This is a genomic window from Mesorhizobium sp. B2-3-5 (assembly GCF_006442395.1).
Lineage (GTDB): Bacteria > Pseudomonadota > Alphaproteobacteria > Rhizobiales > Rhizobiaceae > Mesorhizobium.
On record NZ_VFVX01000012.1, the window covers coordinates 98728 to 115512 of the forward strand.

17 protein-coding genes are annotated in these 16785 nt (G+C 63.7%); 3 read left to right on the plus strand and 14 right to left on the minus strand.

Features of this window, described 5'->3' with window-relative positions:
• Nucleotides 1-17 precede the first annotated feature (17 nt).
• From lnt to FJ958_RS16195, 14 genes are all read right to left on the minus strand, one after another.
• Complete coding sequence (gene lnt, locus FJ958_RS16130; RefSeq protein WP_140744196.1) at nt 18-1610, minus strand: apolipoprotein N-acyltransferase; 1593 nt, start codon at nt 1608-1610, stop codon at nt 18-20.
• Between the two features lie 95 nt (nt 1611-1705).
• Nucleotides 1706-2176: a VOC family protein gene (locus FJ958_RS16135; protein ID WP_140744197.1), complete on the minus strand. Its 471-nt coding sequence runs from the start codon at nt 2174-2176 to the stop codon at nt 1706-1708.
• A 15-nt stretch (nt 2177-2191) separates the two neighbouring features.
• Entirely contained in the window at nt 2192-3286 is a 1095-nt protein-coding gene (locus FJ958_RS16140; protein WP_140744198.1) for a hemolysin family protein, read from the minus strand.
• A gap of 27 nt (nt 3287-3313) precedes the next feature.
• Nucleotides 3314-3820, minus strand: coding sequence for an rRNA maturation RNase YbeY (gene ybeY / locus FJ958_RS16145; RefSeq protein WP_140744199.1), 507 nt, complete (start codon nt 3818-3820; stop codon nt 3314-3316).
• Between the two features lie 9 nt (nt 3821-3829).
• Nucleotides 3830-4822 (minus strand): PhoH family protein, encoded by a 993-nt coding sequence (locus tag FJ958_RS16150; RefSeq protein WP_226890477.1) that lies wholly within the window; start codon nt 4820-4822, stop codon nt 3830-3832.
• 83 nt (nt 4823-4905) lie between these two features.
• Nucleotides 4906-6318, minus strand: a complete 1413-nt coding sequence (miaB, locus tag FJ958_RS16155; protein WP_140744200.1) for a tRNA (N6-isopentenyl adenosine(37)-C2)-methylthiotransferase MiaB — start codon at nt 6316-6318, stop codon at nt 4906-4908.
• A 74-nt stretch (nt 6319-6392) separates the two neighbouring features.
• Nucleotides 6393-7193, minus strand: coding sequence for a 1-acyl-sn-glycerol-3-phosphate acyltransferase (locus FJ958_RS16160; protein ID WP_140744201.1), 801 nt, complete (start codon nt 7191-7193; stop codon nt 6393-6395).
• A gap of 128 nt (nt 7194-7321) precedes the next feature.
• The gene (gene rimI / locus FJ958_RS16165; RefSeq protein WP_140744202.1) at nt 7322-7816 is read right to left on the minus strand and encodes a ribosomal protein S18-alanine N-acetyltransferase; all 495 of its coding nucleotides are present in this window, start codon (nt 7814-7816) and stop codon (nt 7322-7324) included.
• A 1-nt stretch (nt 7817) separates the two neighbouring features.
• Entirely contained in the window at nt 7818-8495 is a 678-nt protein-coding gene (gene tsaB, locus FJ958_RS16170; protein ID WP_140744203.1) for a tRNA (adenosine(37)-N6)-threonylcarbamoyltransferase complex dimerization subunit type 1 TsaB, read from the minus strand.
• A 93-nt stretch (nt 8496-8588) separates the two neighbouring features.
• Nucleotides 8589-9695, minus strand: coding sequence for a DUF1513 domain-containing protein (locus FJ958_RS16175; RefSeq protein WP_140744204.1), 1107 nt, complete (start codon nt 9693-9695; stop codon nt 8589-8591).
• Between the two features lie 284 nt (nt 9696-9979).
• Nucleotides 9980-11059, minus strand: coding sequence for an imelysin family protein (locus FJ958_RS16180; RefSeq protein WP_140744205.1), 1080 nt, complete (start codon nt 11057-11059; stop codon nt 9980-9982).
• Complete coding sequence (locus tag FJ958_RS16185) at nt 11059-12657, minus strand: di-heme oxidoredictase family protein (protein WP_140744206.1); 1599 nt, start codon at nt 12655-12657, stop codon at nt 11059-11061. Before FJ958_RS16185 ends, FJ958_RS16180 begins: the two co-directional genes overlap by 1 nt.
• A gap of 110 nt (nt 12658-12767) precedes the next feature.
• On the minus strand, nt 12768-13079 hold the full coding sequence (locus tag FJ958_RS16190; RefSeq protein ID WP_140744207.1) for a (2Fe-2S)-binding protein: 312 nt from the start codon (nt 13077-13079) through the stop codon (nt 12768-12770).
• Nucleotides 13080-13185: 106 nt separating this feature from the next.
• Nucleotides 13186-14475, minus strand: coding sequence for an imelysin family protein (locus FJ958_RS16195; RefSeq protein WP_140744208.1), 1290 nt, complete (start codon nt 14473-14475; stop codon nt 13186-13188).
• A gap of 431 nt (nt 14476-14906) precedes the next feature.
• Between FJ958_RS16195 and FJ958_RS16200 the strand changes: the two genes are divergently transcribed.
• Genes FJ958_RS16200 through FJ958_RS16210 form a run of 3 tightly spaced genes read left to right on the plus strand, consistent with a single transcriptional unit; the run spans nt 14907 to nt 16760 of the window.
• Nucleotides 14907-16160, plus strand: coding sequence for an FAD-dependent oxidoreductase (locus tag FJ958_RS16200; RefSeq protein ID WP_140744209.1), 1254 nt, complete (start codon nt 14907-14909; stop codon nt 16158-16160).
• A gap of 37 nt (nt 16161-16197) precedes the next feature.
• Nucleotides 16198-16428 carry a type II toxin-antitoxin system ParD family antitoxin gene (locus FJ958_RS16205; RefSeq protein WP_140744210.1) on the plus strand — a complete coding sequence of 77 codons (231 nt, stop codon included), beginning with the start codon at nt 16198-16200 and terminating at the stop codon, nt 16426-16428.
• A 5-nt stretch (nt 16429-16433) separates the two neighbouring features.
• A complete protein-coding gene (locus tag FJ958_RS16210; RefSeq protein ID WP_140744211.1) occupies nt 16434-16760 on the plus strand; it encodes a type II toxin-antitoxin system RelE/ParE family toxin in 327 nt (108 codons plus the stop codon).
• Nucleotides 16761-16785 lie beyond the last annotated feature (25 nt).

Below are 16785 nucleotides of genomic sequence, written 5' to 3' on the forward strand. Positions count from 1 at the left end.
TTCTAATGTGCCAACTGTCAATTCACCCGTAGCCTTTGCCTTACATTCAACAGGGCCCCGACCAGCGCAAACAGCAACATGATCAGCATTCCGTTAATGCGTCGCTGGCCTGAGGAAACGACCGTCTGCTCGGAAATCGGCACCTTCACATCGATGGCTCCGCGCGCGTCGATCGCCAGCGCGTCGACGACGCGTCCGTGTCGATCGACGACGGCCGAGATGCCGTTATTGGCAGCGCGCAGCAAGGGCAATCCGTTCTCCACCGCGCGAATCTGAGCCTGCCGGAAATGCTGGTATGGCCCCGGCGTGTCGCCAAACCACGCATCATTGGTGACGTTCACAATAAGCTGCGCTGACGTAGCGTCAACCGCCACGAGGTCGGGAAAGATCACCTCATAACAAATAAATGGCAGGGCATGGATGCCGCCCGGAAGCGTGATTGCGTGGCGCTCGTTGCCGGCCGTGAACGTCATCGGCCCGGCGACGAGCTGGTCGATACCGAAACGGCCGAGCAGGTCGGCAAAAGGCAGGTATTCGCCGAACGGCACCAGATGCACCTTGTCGACGGCGTCAGCGATTTCGCCGTTGTCGTTGATCGCCACGACGGAATTGTAATAGCGGCTGTCAGGGCTGGCCGCCGAGCCGGCCTCCTCGCGAACGACGCCGGCAATCAGCATCTGGCCATCGACCAGCATGTCGCCCAGCGCCGTCAACGCATCAGGCCGCTCGGTGAAAAGGAACGGCACAGAGGTTTCCGGCCACAGGATCAGCTGCGGCTTTCCGTGGCCGGGCTCCGGTGCCTTGGCGGACAGGCCCAGCAAGGTGGCGAAGATGCGGTCACGCACCGAGGCGTCCCACTTTTCCGACAGGTCCACCGCCGGCTGGACGATGCGGACATCCAGGCTGCGCTCAGCCGGCTTTTCAGGAGCGGCAAGCCTGACATAACCGAAGCCGACATGGGCGGCGGCAAGCAGCACAAACAGGGCCGCGCCCAGGCGAAGATGCCGGCGCGCCGCCAGCAATGCGGGCAGGGAAAAGAGGAACACGGCAAGAGCGTTCATGCCGATCATGCCGGTCACCGAGACGCTCTGCATCAGAAGAGGCACGGGCATTGCCGCGTAGCCGATCGCATTCCAGGGAAAGCCGGTGAACAGGAAGCCGCGCAGCCACTCCATCAGCCCGAAGCCGAAGGCAAGAGCGGCGATGCGGCCGATATCGCTGCTCCACAGGAGCCGGGCGACCATCGTCGCAAAGCCATAGAAAAAGGCGAGCGCGAAGGGAATGCCGATTACAGCGAAGGGAAGTGCCCAGGCAAAGCTGTCGGCCTCGACCAGCAGCGCCGAGCCGACCCACCAGAGGCCGGCGAGGAAATAGCCAAAGCCGAACCACCAGCCGACGGCGAAAGCCGGCAGCAGGCGCCGGAACAGATTGCCGGAGGCTTCGCCGGTTGCGCCGTCCAGCAGCCAGACCAGCAAGGGAAACGAAATAAAGCAGGCGGCGAAGAAGTCGTATGGCGCCTGGCCGAGCACCGCCAGCGCTCCGGCAAGAAAGGCAACGAGCGCGCGCCGCCAACCCCAAAGCAGAATTATCCGGCCGGCAAGGCGCACCATGCATACTTCCGAGTCGCGCGAATCAGGACGCCAGATTTATCAGGCCGCGGCTTGCACTCCAAACGCCGACAGCCGCGATGCGCCAACCCGCCGCTCTATCGGTGCCAACCCTCGATCCGCAAGCCGCTCAGGCGTTCGGCATCTTCGCGGGAAACGGAACGGATCGGCTGCGTGAAGGTCCAGACGTGACCCTCGGGATCGCGGGCCCGATACTGGCGCTCGCCATAGAACTGATCCGTTGGCTCCTGGATTATTACCGCACCGGCTGCCCGCGCCTGCACACAATGCGCTTCGAGGCCGTCCTTCAGCCTGACATAGACCGACCGCGTGTTCTTGCCGGAGACCGCAGCAGGGCTGGCGACATAGTCGCTCCATTCGGAATCGAAGATGATGTAGCAATCGCCGAACCGGATCTCGGAATGAACGAGCTTTCCGTCGGCGTCACTGACCACCATGCTGCGCTCGAAGCCGAACGCCGCTTCCAGCCACGCCAGCGCGGCAACAGGGTCCCTGTAGAAGACACCGGAGCCCAGGCTCGCGTGCTTGAACGGATCCTCAATCGTCATCGGCGAGCGAGCGGCTCAGGCCTGTTCGGTGCGCGCCGCGGCACGCCGGCGGCGTTCGCCCTTCTGGCTCTGCACGATGCGCACGCGCTTGACGCGGCGCGGATCGGCATCGAGCACATGGAACTCGAAGCCCGGGATGGCCTGCACCACCTCGCCGCGCGCCGGCACGCGGCCGAGCGTGTTGAAGATCATGCCGCCGATGGTGTCGACATATTCGCCATGTTCGCCAGCGGCGAAATCCCCGCCGATCATCTTGGCGACGTCGTCGATCTCGGCCTTGCCGTCGACGACGAACACGCCGTCGCCGGCCTGGGTGATCATCGGCTCGTCATCGTCATGCTCGTCCTCGATGTCGCCGACGACCATCTCGACAATGTCCTCGAGCGAGACAAGGCCGTCCGTGCCGCCATATTCGTCAATGACCAGTGCCATCTGCGTGCGCGTCGTCTGCATGCGGCCCATCAGGTCGGAGGCAAGCATCGATGGCGGCACGAACAGAACCGGGCGGATCAGGTTGAGTTCGCCGATGGTGCGCGCGAGGTCGACCTGGGCAAGATCAAGCTGCGTGGCGGCCGGCGTCTTCCTGGTCGTGCGCCCCTTCCTGACGCGCGCGAGCTTGGTGATGTGCGCCAGCACGTCGCGGATATGGACCATGCCGCGCGGATCATCGAGCGTCTCGGAATAGACCGGCATGCGGGAGTGGCCGGATTGTTCGAAGGTGCCCAGGAGGTCGCCGAGCGTCGTGGTGATCTCGACGGCCTCGATATCGGCGCGGGGCACCATGACGTCCTCGACGCGCACTTCACGCAACCGCAGGATGTTGTTGAGCATGGCGCGCTCGCCGGGCGAGAAGGATTCGGCATCGCTGGCTGTCTCGGCAAGCGCGCCGGCGATTTCCTCACGCAGGCTGGTTCCATTGCGTTGCCGGAACAGGCCCAGAACACGCTCGAACAGGGAGGGGCCGGCAGGCGAAGACTCGCTGGCAACGCTGCCGGTGTTGGCAACACCAGGGGTAACGGTACTCGGACTTGATCCCTCTTCCGACGTATCGGAAGCCTTGGCGGCACTGCCGGCGTCGGGGCGGGCGGCAGTCTCTGGTTTGTCGTTCATCGTCGTCCGGTCAATTGTCAGATGTAGTTACGCGTAGGGATCGGGAATGGCAAGCCTTGCGAGCGCTGTACGTTCGAGAGCTTCCATCTCCTCGGCCTCGGCGTCGGTCTCGTGATCGTAGCCCAGCAAATGCAGCAGGCCATGGATGACGAGATGGGAGATATGGTTCTCCAGGGGCTTGTCTTCCAGTGCCGCCTCGCGCGCCACCGTCTCGGCGGCGAGCACAATGTCGCCCAACATCGGCGGCAGCGGAGCGCCTTTCGCATGCGGAAAAGCCGGGAAAGACAAGACGTTGGTCGGCTTGTCCTTGCCGCGCCAGCCGGCGTTCAGCGTGCGGATATGGGCGTCGTCGGAAAAAACGACGCTCAGTTCGGAATGTCCTGCCGCGCCGGTTTCGGCGAAAGCGGCGGCGGCGGCTTTGTCGACAAGCTGCAAAAGCACCGCCTCTCCAGGCCAGTTTCCCGCCTCGACCATCAGATCGATGTCGACGGGAAGGGGCAGGCCTATCCCATCAGGCCTTTCGGACTCGGTCATGGGGTCAGATCAGCCTTCGGTCCCCATACCGCGCGCGAGCTTGCCGTCCCGGTCATAGGCCTTGACGATCTCGGCGACCAGCGGATGCCGGACGACGTCACCCTCGTTGAAGCGCACCGTCACCATACCCGTCACGCCGTCAAGGATCCTGAGCGCCTCGACGAGGCCGGACTTGGTGTTCGGCGGCAGGTCGATCTGGGTCGGATCGCCCGTGACGATCATGCGCGAATTTTCGCCAAGACGCGTCAGGAACATCTTCATCTGCATCGGCGTGGTGTTCTGCGCCTCGTCGAGGATGACCGCGGCATGCGCCAGCGTGCGCCCGCGCATGAAGGCGAGCGGCGCGATCTCTATCACTTCGGCCGCAATGGCGCGTTCGACCTTGTCGGCCGGCATCATGTCGTAGAGCGCGTCATAGAGCGGCCGCAGATAGGGGTCGACCTTCTCCTTCATGTCGCCGGGCAGGAAGCCCAGCCGCTCGCCGGCCTCGACCGCGGGGCGCGACAGCACGATGCGCTCGACCATGCCGCGTTCGAGCAGCATCGCCGCATGCGCCACCGCCAGATAGGTCTTGCCGGTGCCGGCCGGACCGATGCCGAACACCAGTTCCGACCGCTCCAAGGCCCGCATATAGGCGTCCTGGGTGAGCGAGCGGGCGTAGATCGTCTTCTTGCGGGTGGATATCTGGGCGGCGGAAACCTTGCCCTTGCGCTCCAGCGTCGGCAGCGTGAGCTGATCGTCGGCGGCCACCGCCATGCGCACGGCGCCGTCGACATCGGACTGACTGATATCGACGCCCTTCTGCAGAATCCCGTAGAGATTGTCCAAGGCGCGGCGCGCCTGTTCGGCGGCCGAAGCAGACCCCTTGATGGTCAGCTGGTTGCCGCGCGAGCGTATGTCGACGCCGAGCTTCTGCTCGAGCCGGGCGAGGTTCTCGTCGAACTGACCGTAAAGGGCGCTGGCAAGCTTGTTGTTATCGAAAGTCAGAACGATGTGCGCCATGTCAGAAGCCCCAGATGCCGGTACCGGGGGCAGATTCTTCAGCTCCGCTGCGCTCAACCGTCTCTCCTCATCTGCCGAGACCATCAGGCCAATTCGGCGAACAGGCTGTTGTAGCCCGTCTTCGTGATTCGTACCTGGATAATGTCACCGATTTCGCCGGCCTTTTCATCAACAATAACCGGCTGCAGCCAAGGCGAGCGGCCGACCTTCTGGCCGGCCTGCCGGCCAGGCTTCTCGATCAGCGTGTCGATGCTGCTGCCGACCAGGCTCGAGCCGAAATCCTGCTGTTGTTTCAAGAGCAGAGCCTGCAGGAGCTGCAGGCGTTCGTCCTTGACCGATTCCGGCACATGACCGGGCATATCGGCGCCCGGCGTGCCGGGGCGTGGGGAATATTTGAACGAAAAGGCCGAGGCGTAGTTCACCTGGCGCACCAATTCCATGGTCGCTTCGAAATCGGCGTCCGTTTCACCGGGGAAGCCGACGATGAAGTCGCCAGACAGTGCGATATCCGGCCGCGCGGTACGGATGCGATCGAGCAACGCCAGATAATCCTCGGCCGTGTGCCTGCGGTTCATCGCCTTGAGGATACGGTCGGATCCCGACTGCACCGGCAGGTGCAGATAGGGCATCAGCGACGGCAGGTCGCGGTGGGCAGCGATCAGCTCGTCGTCCATGTCGCGCGGATGGCTGGTCGTGTAGCGCAGCCGCGCAAGGCCGGGGATTTCGGCCAGCCGGAACAGCAGCCGGCCAAGACCCCATTCCTCGCCGTTTTCGCCTTGGCCGTGCCAGGCATTGACGTTCTGGCCGAGCAGCGTCACCTCGCGCACACCGGCCTCGGCCAGGCGTTCGGCCTCGGCGACGATCTGCGCCACTGGCCGCGACACTTCCGAGCCCCTGGTATAGGGCACGACGCAGAAGGTGCAAAACTTGTCGCAGCCTTCCTGCACGGTGAGGAAGGCGGTGACGCCGCGCTTGATGATCTCGGCGCGCCTGGGTCGCGGCAGATGCTCGAACTTGTCCTCGATGGCGTATTCGGTCTCGACGATCTTCTCGCCGCCGCGGACTCTCGCCAGCACGTCCGGCAAGCGGTGATAGGTCTGCGGACCGATGACCAGATCGACAGCCGGAGAACGCCTGATGATCTCGGCGCCTTCGGCCTGCGCCACGCAGCCGGCGACGCCGATCAGCAGCTCGCGGCCGGCATCGGCGCGCTCCGCCTTCATGTCACGGATGCGGCCGAGCTCGGAATAGACCTTTTCGGCCGCCTTCTCCCTGATATGGCAGGTGTTGAGCAGCACGAGATCAGCCTCGCCGATGGCATCGGTCGCGGTGTAGCCGTCGGCGGCGAGCGCGTCGCTCATGCGCTGTGAGTCATAGACGTTCATCTGGCAGCCATAGGTCTTGATGAAGACCTTCTTCGCTGCCGTGGCACGCGCTGCTGCCGGCTGTCCGGCGACAGTGCCGATGTCGTCGCTTTCAATCCTGTTCAAGTCCATCCGGCGGCTTCTAACGCCTTTCCGTGACAAAAAACAGACGATTCTCGGTATGCGCCCGCAGGAGCGTGCCGGGGCTAGCGGCTCGGGCGCGGATCGGCGAGTGACGCCTGCATCATCTCGCGCACCTGGCTTTCCATCAGCCTCGCCGTTTCCTTGCGGTTCGAGCCCTTGGAAAAGGCAATCGCTTCGCCGAAATGCACCTCGACATCGAGGGCGCCTTCGGCCATCAGCACCTTGAGATGCGGCATCAAATCCTCGTCGCCGATCCAGGCCGCGATGGGGCGGTGCCGGCGGCCGAGCGGCACGCCATGCAGGCGCGTATAGACGATTGCCACCGGCTGGACGAACACCTGCTCGGCCGCGCCTTCCGAAATCGCCATCGAGGCGGCCCCGAACAGCGTGCTCTTGAACGGCAGGACGACATTGCCGTCACCGGTCGAGCCCTCGGCGAACAGCACCATGGCGTCGCCCTTGGCCATGCGGCCGGCGATCTCGCTGGCCTGGTCGCCCGAAGAACGCTTGCGTTCGCGCTCGATGAAAACGGTGCGCTGCAGTTTCGACAGCATGCCGATCAGCGGCCAGCCTTCCATGTCGGCCCTGGCGATGAACTTCACATCGGCAAAAGAGCCCAGCACCATGATGTCGGTCCAGGAGATGTGGTTCGCGGCAACCAGCAAGGGGCGCTTGGCCGACAGCGTCCCCTTGACATGGATGCGCATGCCGAGCGCCCGCACGATCAGCCTGTGCCATGTCTTGAGGATGACGGTTTCCGGCCACCAGCCGGTTTTCATCGACAGTATCTGCAACGGTACCAGGACCAGCGAACCGGCGACGACGAGGCCCAGCGCCAGGAAAACCCTGATTTTTCCGATCATGCGTCCTTGGCCCTACCATTACAGTGCCGCGCGTCCTCTTGGACGCGCAAAGGACGCTGTAACACCTTAATCCTGGCGCATGATCCTTCCGAAAATCGGGTCCGATTTGGGGGTCATGCGGCCTCTGGCTAGCGAAGATCGCGGCGCATGACAAGCGCCCCGGTCGGCCCGCGCCCGGGCGCCTTGTAGTAATCCGGGCGCTTGCCGACCTCGCGGAAGCCGAGCCGCCGATAGAGGGCGATCGCGGCGACATTGGTCTCGTCGACCTCCAGGAACAGCGCTTCGGCGCGCTGGCCGTGCAGTTCGCGCAGCACCGCGTCCATCAGCTGCCAGCCCAGGCCCTGGCGGCGATGCGATCGCGCCACGGCGACGGTCAGAATCTCGCCCTCGCCGGCTGCCAGCCTTGCTAGCACGAAGCCCACCGGCGGCTTGGCGCCCTGCCCGGTTTCGCGCGCGGCGTAGCCGAACACGGTGTCCTGTTCGAGCAAGGCAGCGAACTCGCCATCGGTCCACGGGCGGACGAAATCCTCGCGGTGCAGCAGCGAGATCGCGGGACTGTCGGTGATCCTGAGTGGCTCGAGTGCATAGTCCCGGCGACGCGGCTGGAGAAAAGGTATGCGCATTCTATTTTTCTTGCCTTGAAAGAATAAATCCGGCCTGCGGCTTGGCATCAGCGCCGCGCAAGTAAAGCGGTTTTGGCCTGTCGCCCTCGCCTTTGGTGGCAGCCAGGCGTGCGTAGGTGACAATATCGGCGGTCGCCGCCCGAGGCCCGATATCGAAGGCGCGGCCCGCCGATGTAGCGATCTGCGCCGCCGCCGTGCCGGCAAGCACGGCAGCATTATCGACCGCCAGGGCCGTGGCTTCCGCCAGCGTGGCCACCGCGGGGCCGTAAGTCAAAGCTGACATTTTATCATACAATGCGGCATGGATCTCCTCACGGCCGGCATCGAGCGCCGCCAGCACGGCGCGGCCGGGAAATGCCGCTGCCGCTTCGGCCGCTAGCGCCTCGAGCGTCGTCACGCCGATCGCTGGCACCTTGAGCGCCAGCGCCAACCCGCGCGCTGTCGAAACACCGACGCGAAGGCCGGTGAAGGAACCGGGACCGACGGCGACGGCGACGGCGTCAAGGCCGGCGTAGTAAGTCGCACCCGCCTTCATCGCCTCGGCGATGACCGCCATCAGGTGTTCGGCATGGCCCTTGCCGAGATCGAGCACCGAGCGGCCGAGTTCCACCTCTGCCGCCGCGTCGTAGACGCAGGCGGCGCAGAGGCTGGCGGCACAGTCGATGGCAAGCACTTTCATGAAGCGACCGGTTCCGAGAACCACCTCCCTGTGCCCGCCAAGGCGCGCCACCGCAAGCACAATTTGTTAAGCGGCTTCGGTTCTGCCAGCGCGCTACCGGACCTGTTCGATGCGCAGCATGTGGTTATCCCAGACATAGTCCGGTTCCGACCGCGCCATGCCGCTGCCTTCAATGATCTCGCCGGCGCCGGTGGTGGCCATGAAGCCCGATCCGTCCGGCGCCACGCCGCAGACCTCGACCAGCGCGCGGGTCGAGATCACCCGGCCACTCGCCGCGTCGATCACGGCAAGCGAATTACCTTCCGGCGACGAGACAGCGACCGTGGCGGCTGAAGGATTGGCGGCGACCGAGCCGATATAGTTGCGAAAGCCGGACAGCACATCCCCCGGCATGTCGAGCAACTGCAGATCCTTGCCGCGCGTGGCGCGGCCGACCAGCGCCGGACGATCGGTGCCCGGCCCCCTGTATTGGCAGCCGAACCAGACGGTGCCGGTCTGGTCGGTGTCCATGTGGCGGATCGACAGCTGATGCAGCGCCGCCGGCAGTTCGTGCTTTTCGATGAGGTCACCAGAGACGCGGTCGACAAGCACATAGGACGGCTTCATGGTCGCGATATTGAGCTCGGCGCGGCCATAATCGGGATGGGTCTCAATGCCGCCATTGGCGACCGCGATCGTCCTGCCATCGCCCAGCAGCAGAAGCTCGTGCGGCCCCATGCCGTAGGTCGGGAACTCGCCGATGCGGCTGAATTTCGCCCGCGCATCATAGACGCCGACCACGCCTGCGGCGTTGTCGAAATCATTCTCCGTGGCGTAGAGCAGCGCGCCGTCGGGCGAGAACACGCCATGGCCGAAGAAATGCCGGCCGGGGATGCTGGCGATTGTCAGCGGAGCATCGTGCCCGATGTGATCGAAAACGACGGCGAAAGTGCCTGGCTGGCGGGCGAAAACCACCGAACGCCTGGATACGGGATCGAAGGTGACGTCATGGCCGCGATCGGGCAGGTCGATCGCATGCAGCACCTCGCCGGCCTCGGACAGGACGGCAGCACCAAAACCGCCGTCGCGCTTGACGAAGGCGGTGGCGAAGACGGCATCCGCCGCCAGCGTTTTTGCCCAGGCCGACGGTGCCATCGCGGCGGCAAAGCCAATGCCCGCGGCTCTGAGGAAATCCCGACGATCGATGAGAGATGATCTCATAACACTATCCCGATGGTCACCGGCTCGTCCATTGTCATGTCGGGAGATCGCAGTTGGCGTTCAGTTCCCACCGATCGCTCGAGCGGATTATCGCAGCCATCCGAGGTTGGCCGAAGCCTTTCAGAATTCGTCATGCTTGGGCGAAGGTCCGTCGCGAAGACTCCAGGATGACGAAGCGACTAGCGTTTCGACCAATCTCCAAGAACTGAGATTCGCAAATATCAGCCACCGGTCGCAGCCACTGCGCCTATCCCCAAATGCCCACGCCATTATCCGGCTCATACTCAGTCCCCGTCCAACGACGAAAAACCTGCGGTCAGCCCGAATTCGGCGGTCAGCCTGGTGCCGATCAGGGTCGACAGGCTGGAGGTGATCAGCGCGAAATGCTCGAGTTTTTCGCGCAGCGCCGGATCGGCGAGCGCCTTGTCGATCGGACCCTGGATGGACTTCGCGGCGGCGACGCCGTTGACCAGCTGGACATGGATCGACTCCGCCACCCAGCGCGCATCCGCCGGCAGCGCATCGCCGAGCTTCGAGACCTGGAACAGCGCATTGATGCCCGCGAGATTTCCGGCCAGCGAATTGGCGGTGTTTTGCGAACGCCAGTAGATCGCCTGTTTCGGCTTGTCGGCATCCGGCTTGCCACCCAGGAACCCTTTCAGGCGCACGTCGCGAACCATTTCCAGTTCCTTGATGAGGACGCCGACCAGTTCCGTCACCGCCTCGTTGCCATCGCGGTAGAGCGCGTTCTGTGGCCCCGGATTGGCCCAGAGCGCGGCAAAACCGTCGGGCTTGTTCCAGGCCTCGCTGACCTCGCCTGCAATCGTTTCGACGTTGCCGGCGACCGCCGCGCCATAGGCGCAGCGATAGGGATCATCCTTGCCCGTCAGCGCATCGGCGCCGTCGCCGTAAAGCACGAATTCCAGCGCACCCAGGCCCTGCATTGCAACGCTCTTGCCGCCCAGTTGTGCCGGATCGGTGGCGGTAGCGTCCTTGTCCGACAAGGCCGCCTGCACCTGCTTCAGGCCAATGCTCTTGCGGTCCGGCCAGTAGAGCATGCGCTCCAGACGGTTGTTCTCCTTGATCGGTCCAAAACCAATGATCTCGGCCGACGACCAGGCGTAGACCGTGGCGGAGAATTCGGCCCGCGCCGCATCAAGCTTCCCTTGCGAAGGCGCCTCGCAGAGCTTGTGCATCGCCTTCGCCAGGGACTGCGTGTGTTCGTGGAGGCCGGCATAGGCCGGGCGGACAAAACCCTTTATGGCGCGCTGGATGATATCGGAAGCCTTCACGGCCGCCGATGCCGGAAAAATACCCAGCAACGCCAGGGGAAGAACGAGAACCAGCGCGGAACGCTTCGGCATCAGAGTGACTCCAGGAATTTCAGCAATGCGTCGCGCTCGGCGGCGCTGGCGGCGGCAAAGCGGTCGCGCGCCTTCTGGCCCTCGCCGGCATGCCACAGGATCGCCTCGGTCAGGCTGCGCGCACGGCCATCGTGCAGAAAGAAGGAATTGCCGTTGACCGTCTCGGTGAGGCCGATGCCCCACAGCGGCGGCGTGCGCCACTCGCTGCCGGTCGCGTCACCCACGGCTTGGCCGTCGGCCAGATCAGGACCCATGTCGTGCAGCAGGAAATCGGAATAGGGCCAGATCAGCTGGAAGGCTTGCGCTTTGTTGGGAGCGTCGCGGCGGGTGACGAATTTCGGCGAGTGGCAGGCAACGCAGCCGATCTCGTAAAAGACCTTTTTTCCCGCAAGCACATCAGGCGCGGCGAGATCGCGGCGTGCCGGCACGGCCAGGTTCTGCGCATAGAAGGTGACGAGATCCATCACCGGCGACGGCGCCTCGACCGGGCCGAGGCGATCCTGCACGCCGTTGGGCATGGCGAGGCATTTACCCTGCGCGGCGGTGCAGTCGCCCCAATGTTTCGGTTCTTCCGGCGTCGAAATGCCGATGTCGCCGGCAAAAGCATCCGCCGCCTGCTGGCGGATCGTCGCAGTCTGCGCCTTCCAGCCGAAACGGCCAAGCGTCAACTCACCGCTCAGGCTGTCGCGGACGATGTTCGGCCTGCCGGAAATGCCGTCACCATCGCGGTCCTCCGGATCGGCATGAGCAAGGATGTCGGCCGGCGCGATTTGCTCGATCAGCCCAAGGCCGATCATAGGCGGGGTCAGGCGCGGCGACAGCGTGGTGCGCGGATCGAGAGGCCCGTAGGCAAGATCGGTGACGGAGTAACTGGGCTTACGCAGGGAAACCACCGTGCCATCCGTCAGTTCCACCTTACGTTCCTGATAGTCGAGATGCATTCGGCCCTCACCGTGCAGGCCAGGCACCGCCAGCTCCTGCAACTGCGTGCCGTAAACCGGATCGGGGAAGTTGGGCAACTGGTGGCCGGCGATGGCCGCCTTCTCTTCGGCGCTGCTCGCCTCGCGGGCCAACCGCAGGAACATCGAGGTGCTGCCGGAATCGCCTTGCGGCGGGCGGCCGCGGCCATCCTTCAAATGGCAATTCTGGCAGGCCCGTTCGTTGAACAGGGGCCCAAGCCCGTCCGATGCCTGCGTCGAGGATGGCGACGACACCCAGTTCTTGCGGAACAGGGCGTTGCCGAGCTTGAAGGTGCTCTGTTCCTCGAATGTTATGTTGGCCGAGGATTGCGAGAAGGACTCGCGGCTGACGTCTTTCTCGGACGTGCCGGCGCCACCTTGCATCAGCTCGAACGGCTCGGGTCTGGAAAAATCCGTGATCGCCCTGGTGACGGCGGTGACGCGCGCCCGATCCTTCGCGCCGAGGTCGGTGCGCGTGATGGTGAGGCCAGCGGGAAGATCGCCGGCCATTGCGGAAGAGGTAAGCGCCAGCATGGCGATGACGCAACGCCGACCAGCCGATCTGGGCGGTGTTTTCCGAACAGGCAGCGGACGTTCAGCCCGCCGCAAGCGGCGCAAGACAGCTATGGGGCGCCGCATTTCCACATATCCTTATTCCGCTTCGTCCGCCGGGGGTTGTGCTGCCGGTATTCCTCCTCGCCGATCAAGGCCAGCAGGCCGAGTTGCGTCTCGAGGGGAACAGAGCCTTGTTAAGCCGCTCGATGATCCGCGGTTCGCCTTTCATGGCTTCTGCTCCCGTATTGGACGCGCAGACCTCTGACACGATCCAGATGTGAAACGACGTCGCCGCCGCCCGCTTCCGCGCGGGCGTGGTAATTTTCGGTGACCCGAATGATCGTTTCGACCACATTTGGGAAGCAGCCGCAGCAACGCCCGCGCTTCTGCATGGCGTGGTAGACCTTTGCCGGCACGATGAGCTGCCAGGGGTCCTTGTCAAGCAGCCCAACGATGGCCTGCTCGATTTCCGTTTCGGTGATGATGTTGCAATGGCAGATCAGCATTACTTGGCTCGGATGGCTGGCGGCGCCTCCCGCGCCGCGTGGCATTTCTCACTGCGGAGGCCTCATTCCGAAGCCGGTCGCCCGGCCTCGGAGCTCGCCCCAGATATTACTTGAACACCTTGTCGGGCGCGTCGAGGCTGTCGGAGCCTTCGAAGGCGATGGCGTTGAGCTTCAGCGAACCGACGGCGCGCTCGATCGACTTGGTCTGATCGATCAATGCGTCGATCGCCGCCTGAACGGTGGCATTGCCTTGCGCGTTGCCCTCGGCGATCTGCTGGTCATAGGCCTCGCCGGCCTCGGCCCGCGCCTTGATCGCTTCCATCCTGGCGACGGTGACATCGAGCTTGTCCGACAGCTCCTTATCAATCGCTGGGTCGACTGCCTTCACCATATCGGACACCGAGGGCCCCGAGACGACGGTTCCGTCGAGGCGGACATAGCTGGCGTGATAGGCGGCGCGGATACCGACGGCGTCGTAAAGATGGGAGTTGTAGGTGTTGTCGGAGAAGCAGTCTTGCTCCTCTTCCGGATCATGCAGCAGCAGGCCGAGCTTCATGCGTTCGCCGGCCAGTTCACCGTAGGACAGTGAGCCCATGCCGGTGAAGATGATCGAGATCGCGGTGTTCGGCTCGCCATCGACGAGGTTCTTGCGCGCGGCGCCGTCTTCCTTCCAGTCGTTGACCATCTTCTGCAGGTCGGAGACCAGAAGGTCAGTTGCCGATTTCAGGTACTGTGCGCGGCGGGCGCAATTGCCGCCGGTGCAGTTCTTGAGGTCATAGTCCGTATGGGGACGCTCGCCTGCGCCCGGACCGGTGCCGTGCAGATCCTGGCCCCAGAGCAGGAACTCGATGGCGTGATAACCGGTGGCGACATTGGCTTCGATACCGCCGGCTTGCTGCAAGGTGCCGGAGAGGAATTCCGGCGAAAGCGTCGAGGCATCGACCTTCTTGCCGTTGATCTCGATTTCCTTGTTGGCGATTACATTGGCCGTATAGAGCGAATTCGCGTCCGATTCCGTGCCGTAGCTCTTGGCAACGTAGTCGATCAGGCCTTCGTCCAGCGGCCAGGAATTCACCCCGCCTTCCCAGTCATCGACGATCTTGTTGCCGAAGCGGTAGACCTCGGTCTGCGGATAGAGCACGCGGGCCGCCTTCCAGGCGTCGCGGGCGGCGTTGAGCGTTTCGGCCGACGGCTTGGCAAGCAAGGCGTCGACCGCCTTGTTGAGCGTCTGCGCGGTGATCAGGGAATCCTCATATTTGGCAAGCCCGATATCCGCGTAAGTCTTGATGACCGCCTTCGCGTCGGTTTCCGCCTTCGCGGGCAGCACGAACACCGCAGCCGTCAGCAAGGCCGTGGCACCGATCGCCGCGAACCTGCCGCCATATCGTGCTGTCATTATCGTTCTCCAGTCTCTTGGGAATTCCGCAAACGGCGGCCGTGACGGCCGGCACCAGGCCGTGTGCATGCCACCGGCCGCAGGATATGCCGCGCTGCCGCGCGGCTCAGGGAAGAAAGACACAAAATGCCTCCAATCGAACGGGTTCAAGGCCCAGACATCAAAGGGTGCGCCAATGCGCGAGATCCCTTAAAGCTTCGACGCCAGTGGAAGTCAACCAAAATTGCTGGAAAATCCAATCGAAACAATAGTTTAGAATAATTCTAAACTATGATAGTCAACTTTATCCGCTGCCTGCACCGGTTTTCTCGACGAACTGTCCGATTGACAGCCGCCATTCCCGGTGCGACCCGCAAAAGCTCTCTTGCGGCGGCGTCGGACAATTGCCACTTGGCGAGACGTCCTAGGATCGAAATCGGGATGGGAATGCGATGAAGAACGGTGTGGTCATTGTCGGTGCTGGTCATGCGGGCGTGCAGGCGGCGGCAAGCCTGCGCGAGGACGGCTATGACGGGCCGGTGATCCTCGTCGGTGACGAGAACGAACTGCCCTACCACAAGCCGCCACTGTCGAAGACCTTTATCAAGGACGCGGAAGCCAAGCCGCAGCCCCTGCGCGGCGAGGCCTTCTATACTGGCAGCGCCATCGATTACCGGCCGGGAATCCGGGTTGAGCGCATCGATTCCGGTCGCCGCAGCCTCGACATCGCCGGCGGCGGCGCGCTTGCCTTCGATCATCTGATCCTGGCGACTGGGTCGCGCCCGCGCGCCCTGCCGCTGCCGGGCTCGGATCTGTCCGGCGTTTTGTCGCTGCGCTCGCTGGCCGATGCGCGGCTGATCCGGGAGTTGAGCGCACAGAGCGAAGATGTCGTCATCCTTGGCGGTGGTTTCATCGGGCTGGAGATCGCCGCGACGCTTCGGGCGGCCGGCCGCACGGTGACGGTTGTCGAAGCGGTCGACCGGCTGCTTGGACGCGCCGTGGCGCCCGTCGTGGCGAGCCATGTCCGGCAAAGGCTGGAAGCGACCGGCGTGCGCATCCTGACCGGCACCTCGATCGCCCGGCTGGAAGGCGAAAACGGTCATGTCGTGGCCGCGATCACCTCAACAGGCGAAAGGCTGCCGGCGCGCATGGTCATCGTCGGCATCGGCGCCGTGCCGAATGTCGAACTGGCGCAGGCAGCCGGCCTCGTCGTGGCCAACGGCATCCGAGTCGACCACCAGATGCGCAGCTCGGTGCCTGAAATCCTCGCAATCGGCGACGCCGCCTCCTACCGGCACTGGTTCACCGGCGGCGACGTGCGGCTGGAATCGGTGCAGAACGCCACCGACCAGGCGCGCCTTGCCGCGCGCACCATATCAGGCCATGCCGATGCCTATTCGGCGGTGCCGTGGTTCTGGTCCGACATTGGCGACATGAAGCTGCAGATGGTCGGACTGACCGCCGGCGGCGACAGCCATGTCGTGCTGGGCGACCTGCCGGACAACAAGTTCTCGATCTACCATTACGCCGGGGACCGGCTGCTCGGCATCGAATCCGTCAACCGGCCAGGCGACCACATGCTCGGCCGCAAGATGCTCGGCGCCGGCTTCTCGCCGACGCCGCAGATGGTGGCCATGGGTCCCGAAGGGCTAAAGGCAGCACTTGCCGCGTTTCAGAACCTGGAGCCTGCGAAGGCCAGTGCGTAGAATTGCCAATTTTTGCCATACACTATATCGTGGCTGAATGAGCACGATGAATATCTCACTGCCAGACAGCTTGAAGCATTTTGTCGATCAGCAAGTGGCCGATCGGGGCTATGGCACGAGCAGCGAATATGTGCGTGAATTGATCCGCCACGATCAGGATCGCCAACTTCTGCGTGGTTTGCTTCTCGAAGGCGCGTCATCCGCGCCGGGCGCTCCCGTAGACGATGACTATTTCGCCGCGCTGCGAAAACGAGTGCAGGGCCAATAAATTAGGTGGCCACAAAGCCGATCATTCCTCGAAACCTTGCTTTGCGGGATATCGAGGACGCCGTCGATTACTTTGCTCGCGAGGTTGGTTCGCATGTGGCGTTGGGTTATGTCGAGGATCTTCAAAGCGCCTACAAGCTGATAGCCAGCCATCCGGCATCGGGCTCTTTGAGATATGGCTACGAAATTGGATTGCCCGGCCTGCGTAGCGTGCAACTCAAGCGCTATCCGTACCTGATTTTCTATCTTGAGCAGACCGACCAGATAGATGTGTGGCGGGTGCTGCATGCCAAGACGGACATTCCGGCATGGTTACAGACTCCGAACTCCTGACGGCCCGCTCACCGGCCTCGGCGTA

Coding starts and splice junctions, on each gene's coding strand:
- lnt (WP_140744196.1), bottom strand. CDS start 1,610: ATGGTGCGCCTTGCCGGCCGGATAATTCTGCTTTGGGGTTGGCGGCGC.
- FJ958_RS16135 (WP_140744197.1), bottom strand. CDS start 2,176: ATGACGATTGAGGATCCGTTCAAGCACGCGAGCCTGGGCTCCGGTGTC.
- FJ958_RS16140 (WP_140744198.1), bottom strand. CDS start 3,286: ATGAACGACAAACCAGAGACTGCCGCCCGCCCCGACGCCGGCAGTGCC.
- ybeY (WP_140744199.1), bottom strand. CDS start 3,820: ATGACCGAGTCCGAAAGGCCTGATGGGATAGGCCTGCCCCTTCCCGTC.
- FJ958_RS16150 (WP_226890477.1), bottom strand. CDS start 4,822: ATGGCGCACATCGTTCTGACTTTCGATAACAACAAGCTTGCCAGCGCC.
- miaB (WP_140744200.1), bottom strand. CDS start 6,318: ATGGACTTGAACAGGATTGAAAGCGACGACATCGGCACTGTCGCCGGA.
- FJ958_RS16160 (WP_140744201.1), bottom strand. CDS start 7,193: ATGATCGGAAAAATCAGGGTTTTCCTGGCGCTGGGCCTCGTCGTCGCC.
- rimI (WP_140744202.1), bottom strand. CDS start 7,816: ATGCGCATACCTTTTCTCCAGCCGCGTCGCCGGGACTATGCACTCGAG.
- tsaB (WP_140744203.1), bottom strand. CDS start 8,495: ATGAAAGTGCTTGCCATCGACTGTGCCGCCAGCCTCTGCGCCGCCTGC.
- FJ958_RS16175 (WP_140744204.1), bottom strand. CDS start 9,695: ATGAGATCATCTCTCATCGATCGTCGGGATTTCCTCAGAGCCGCGGGC.
- FJ958_RS16180 (WP_140744205.1), bottom strand. CDS start 11,059: ATGCCGAAGCGTTCCGCGCTGGTTCTCGTTCTTCCCCTGGCGTTGCTG.
- FJ958_RS16185 (WP_140744206.1), bottom strand. CDS start 12,657: ATGCGGCGCCCCATAGCTGTCTTGCGCCGCTTGCGGCGGGCTGAACGT.
- FJ958_RS16190 (WP_140744207.1), bottom strand. CDS start 13,079: ATGCTGATCTGCCATTGCAACATCATCACCGAAACGGAAATCGAGCAG.
- FJ958_RS16195 (WP_140744208.1), bottom strand. CDS start 14,475: ATGACAGCACGATATGGCGGCAGGTTCGCGGCGATCGGTGCCACGGCC.
- FJ958_RS16200 (WP_140744209.1), top strand. CDS start 14,907: ATGAAGAACGGTGTGGTCATTGTCGGTGCTGGTCATGCGGGCGTGCAG.
- FJ958_RS16205 (WP_140744210.1), top strand. CDS start 16,198: ATGAGCACGATGAATATCTCACTGCCAGACAGCTTGAAGCATTTTGTC.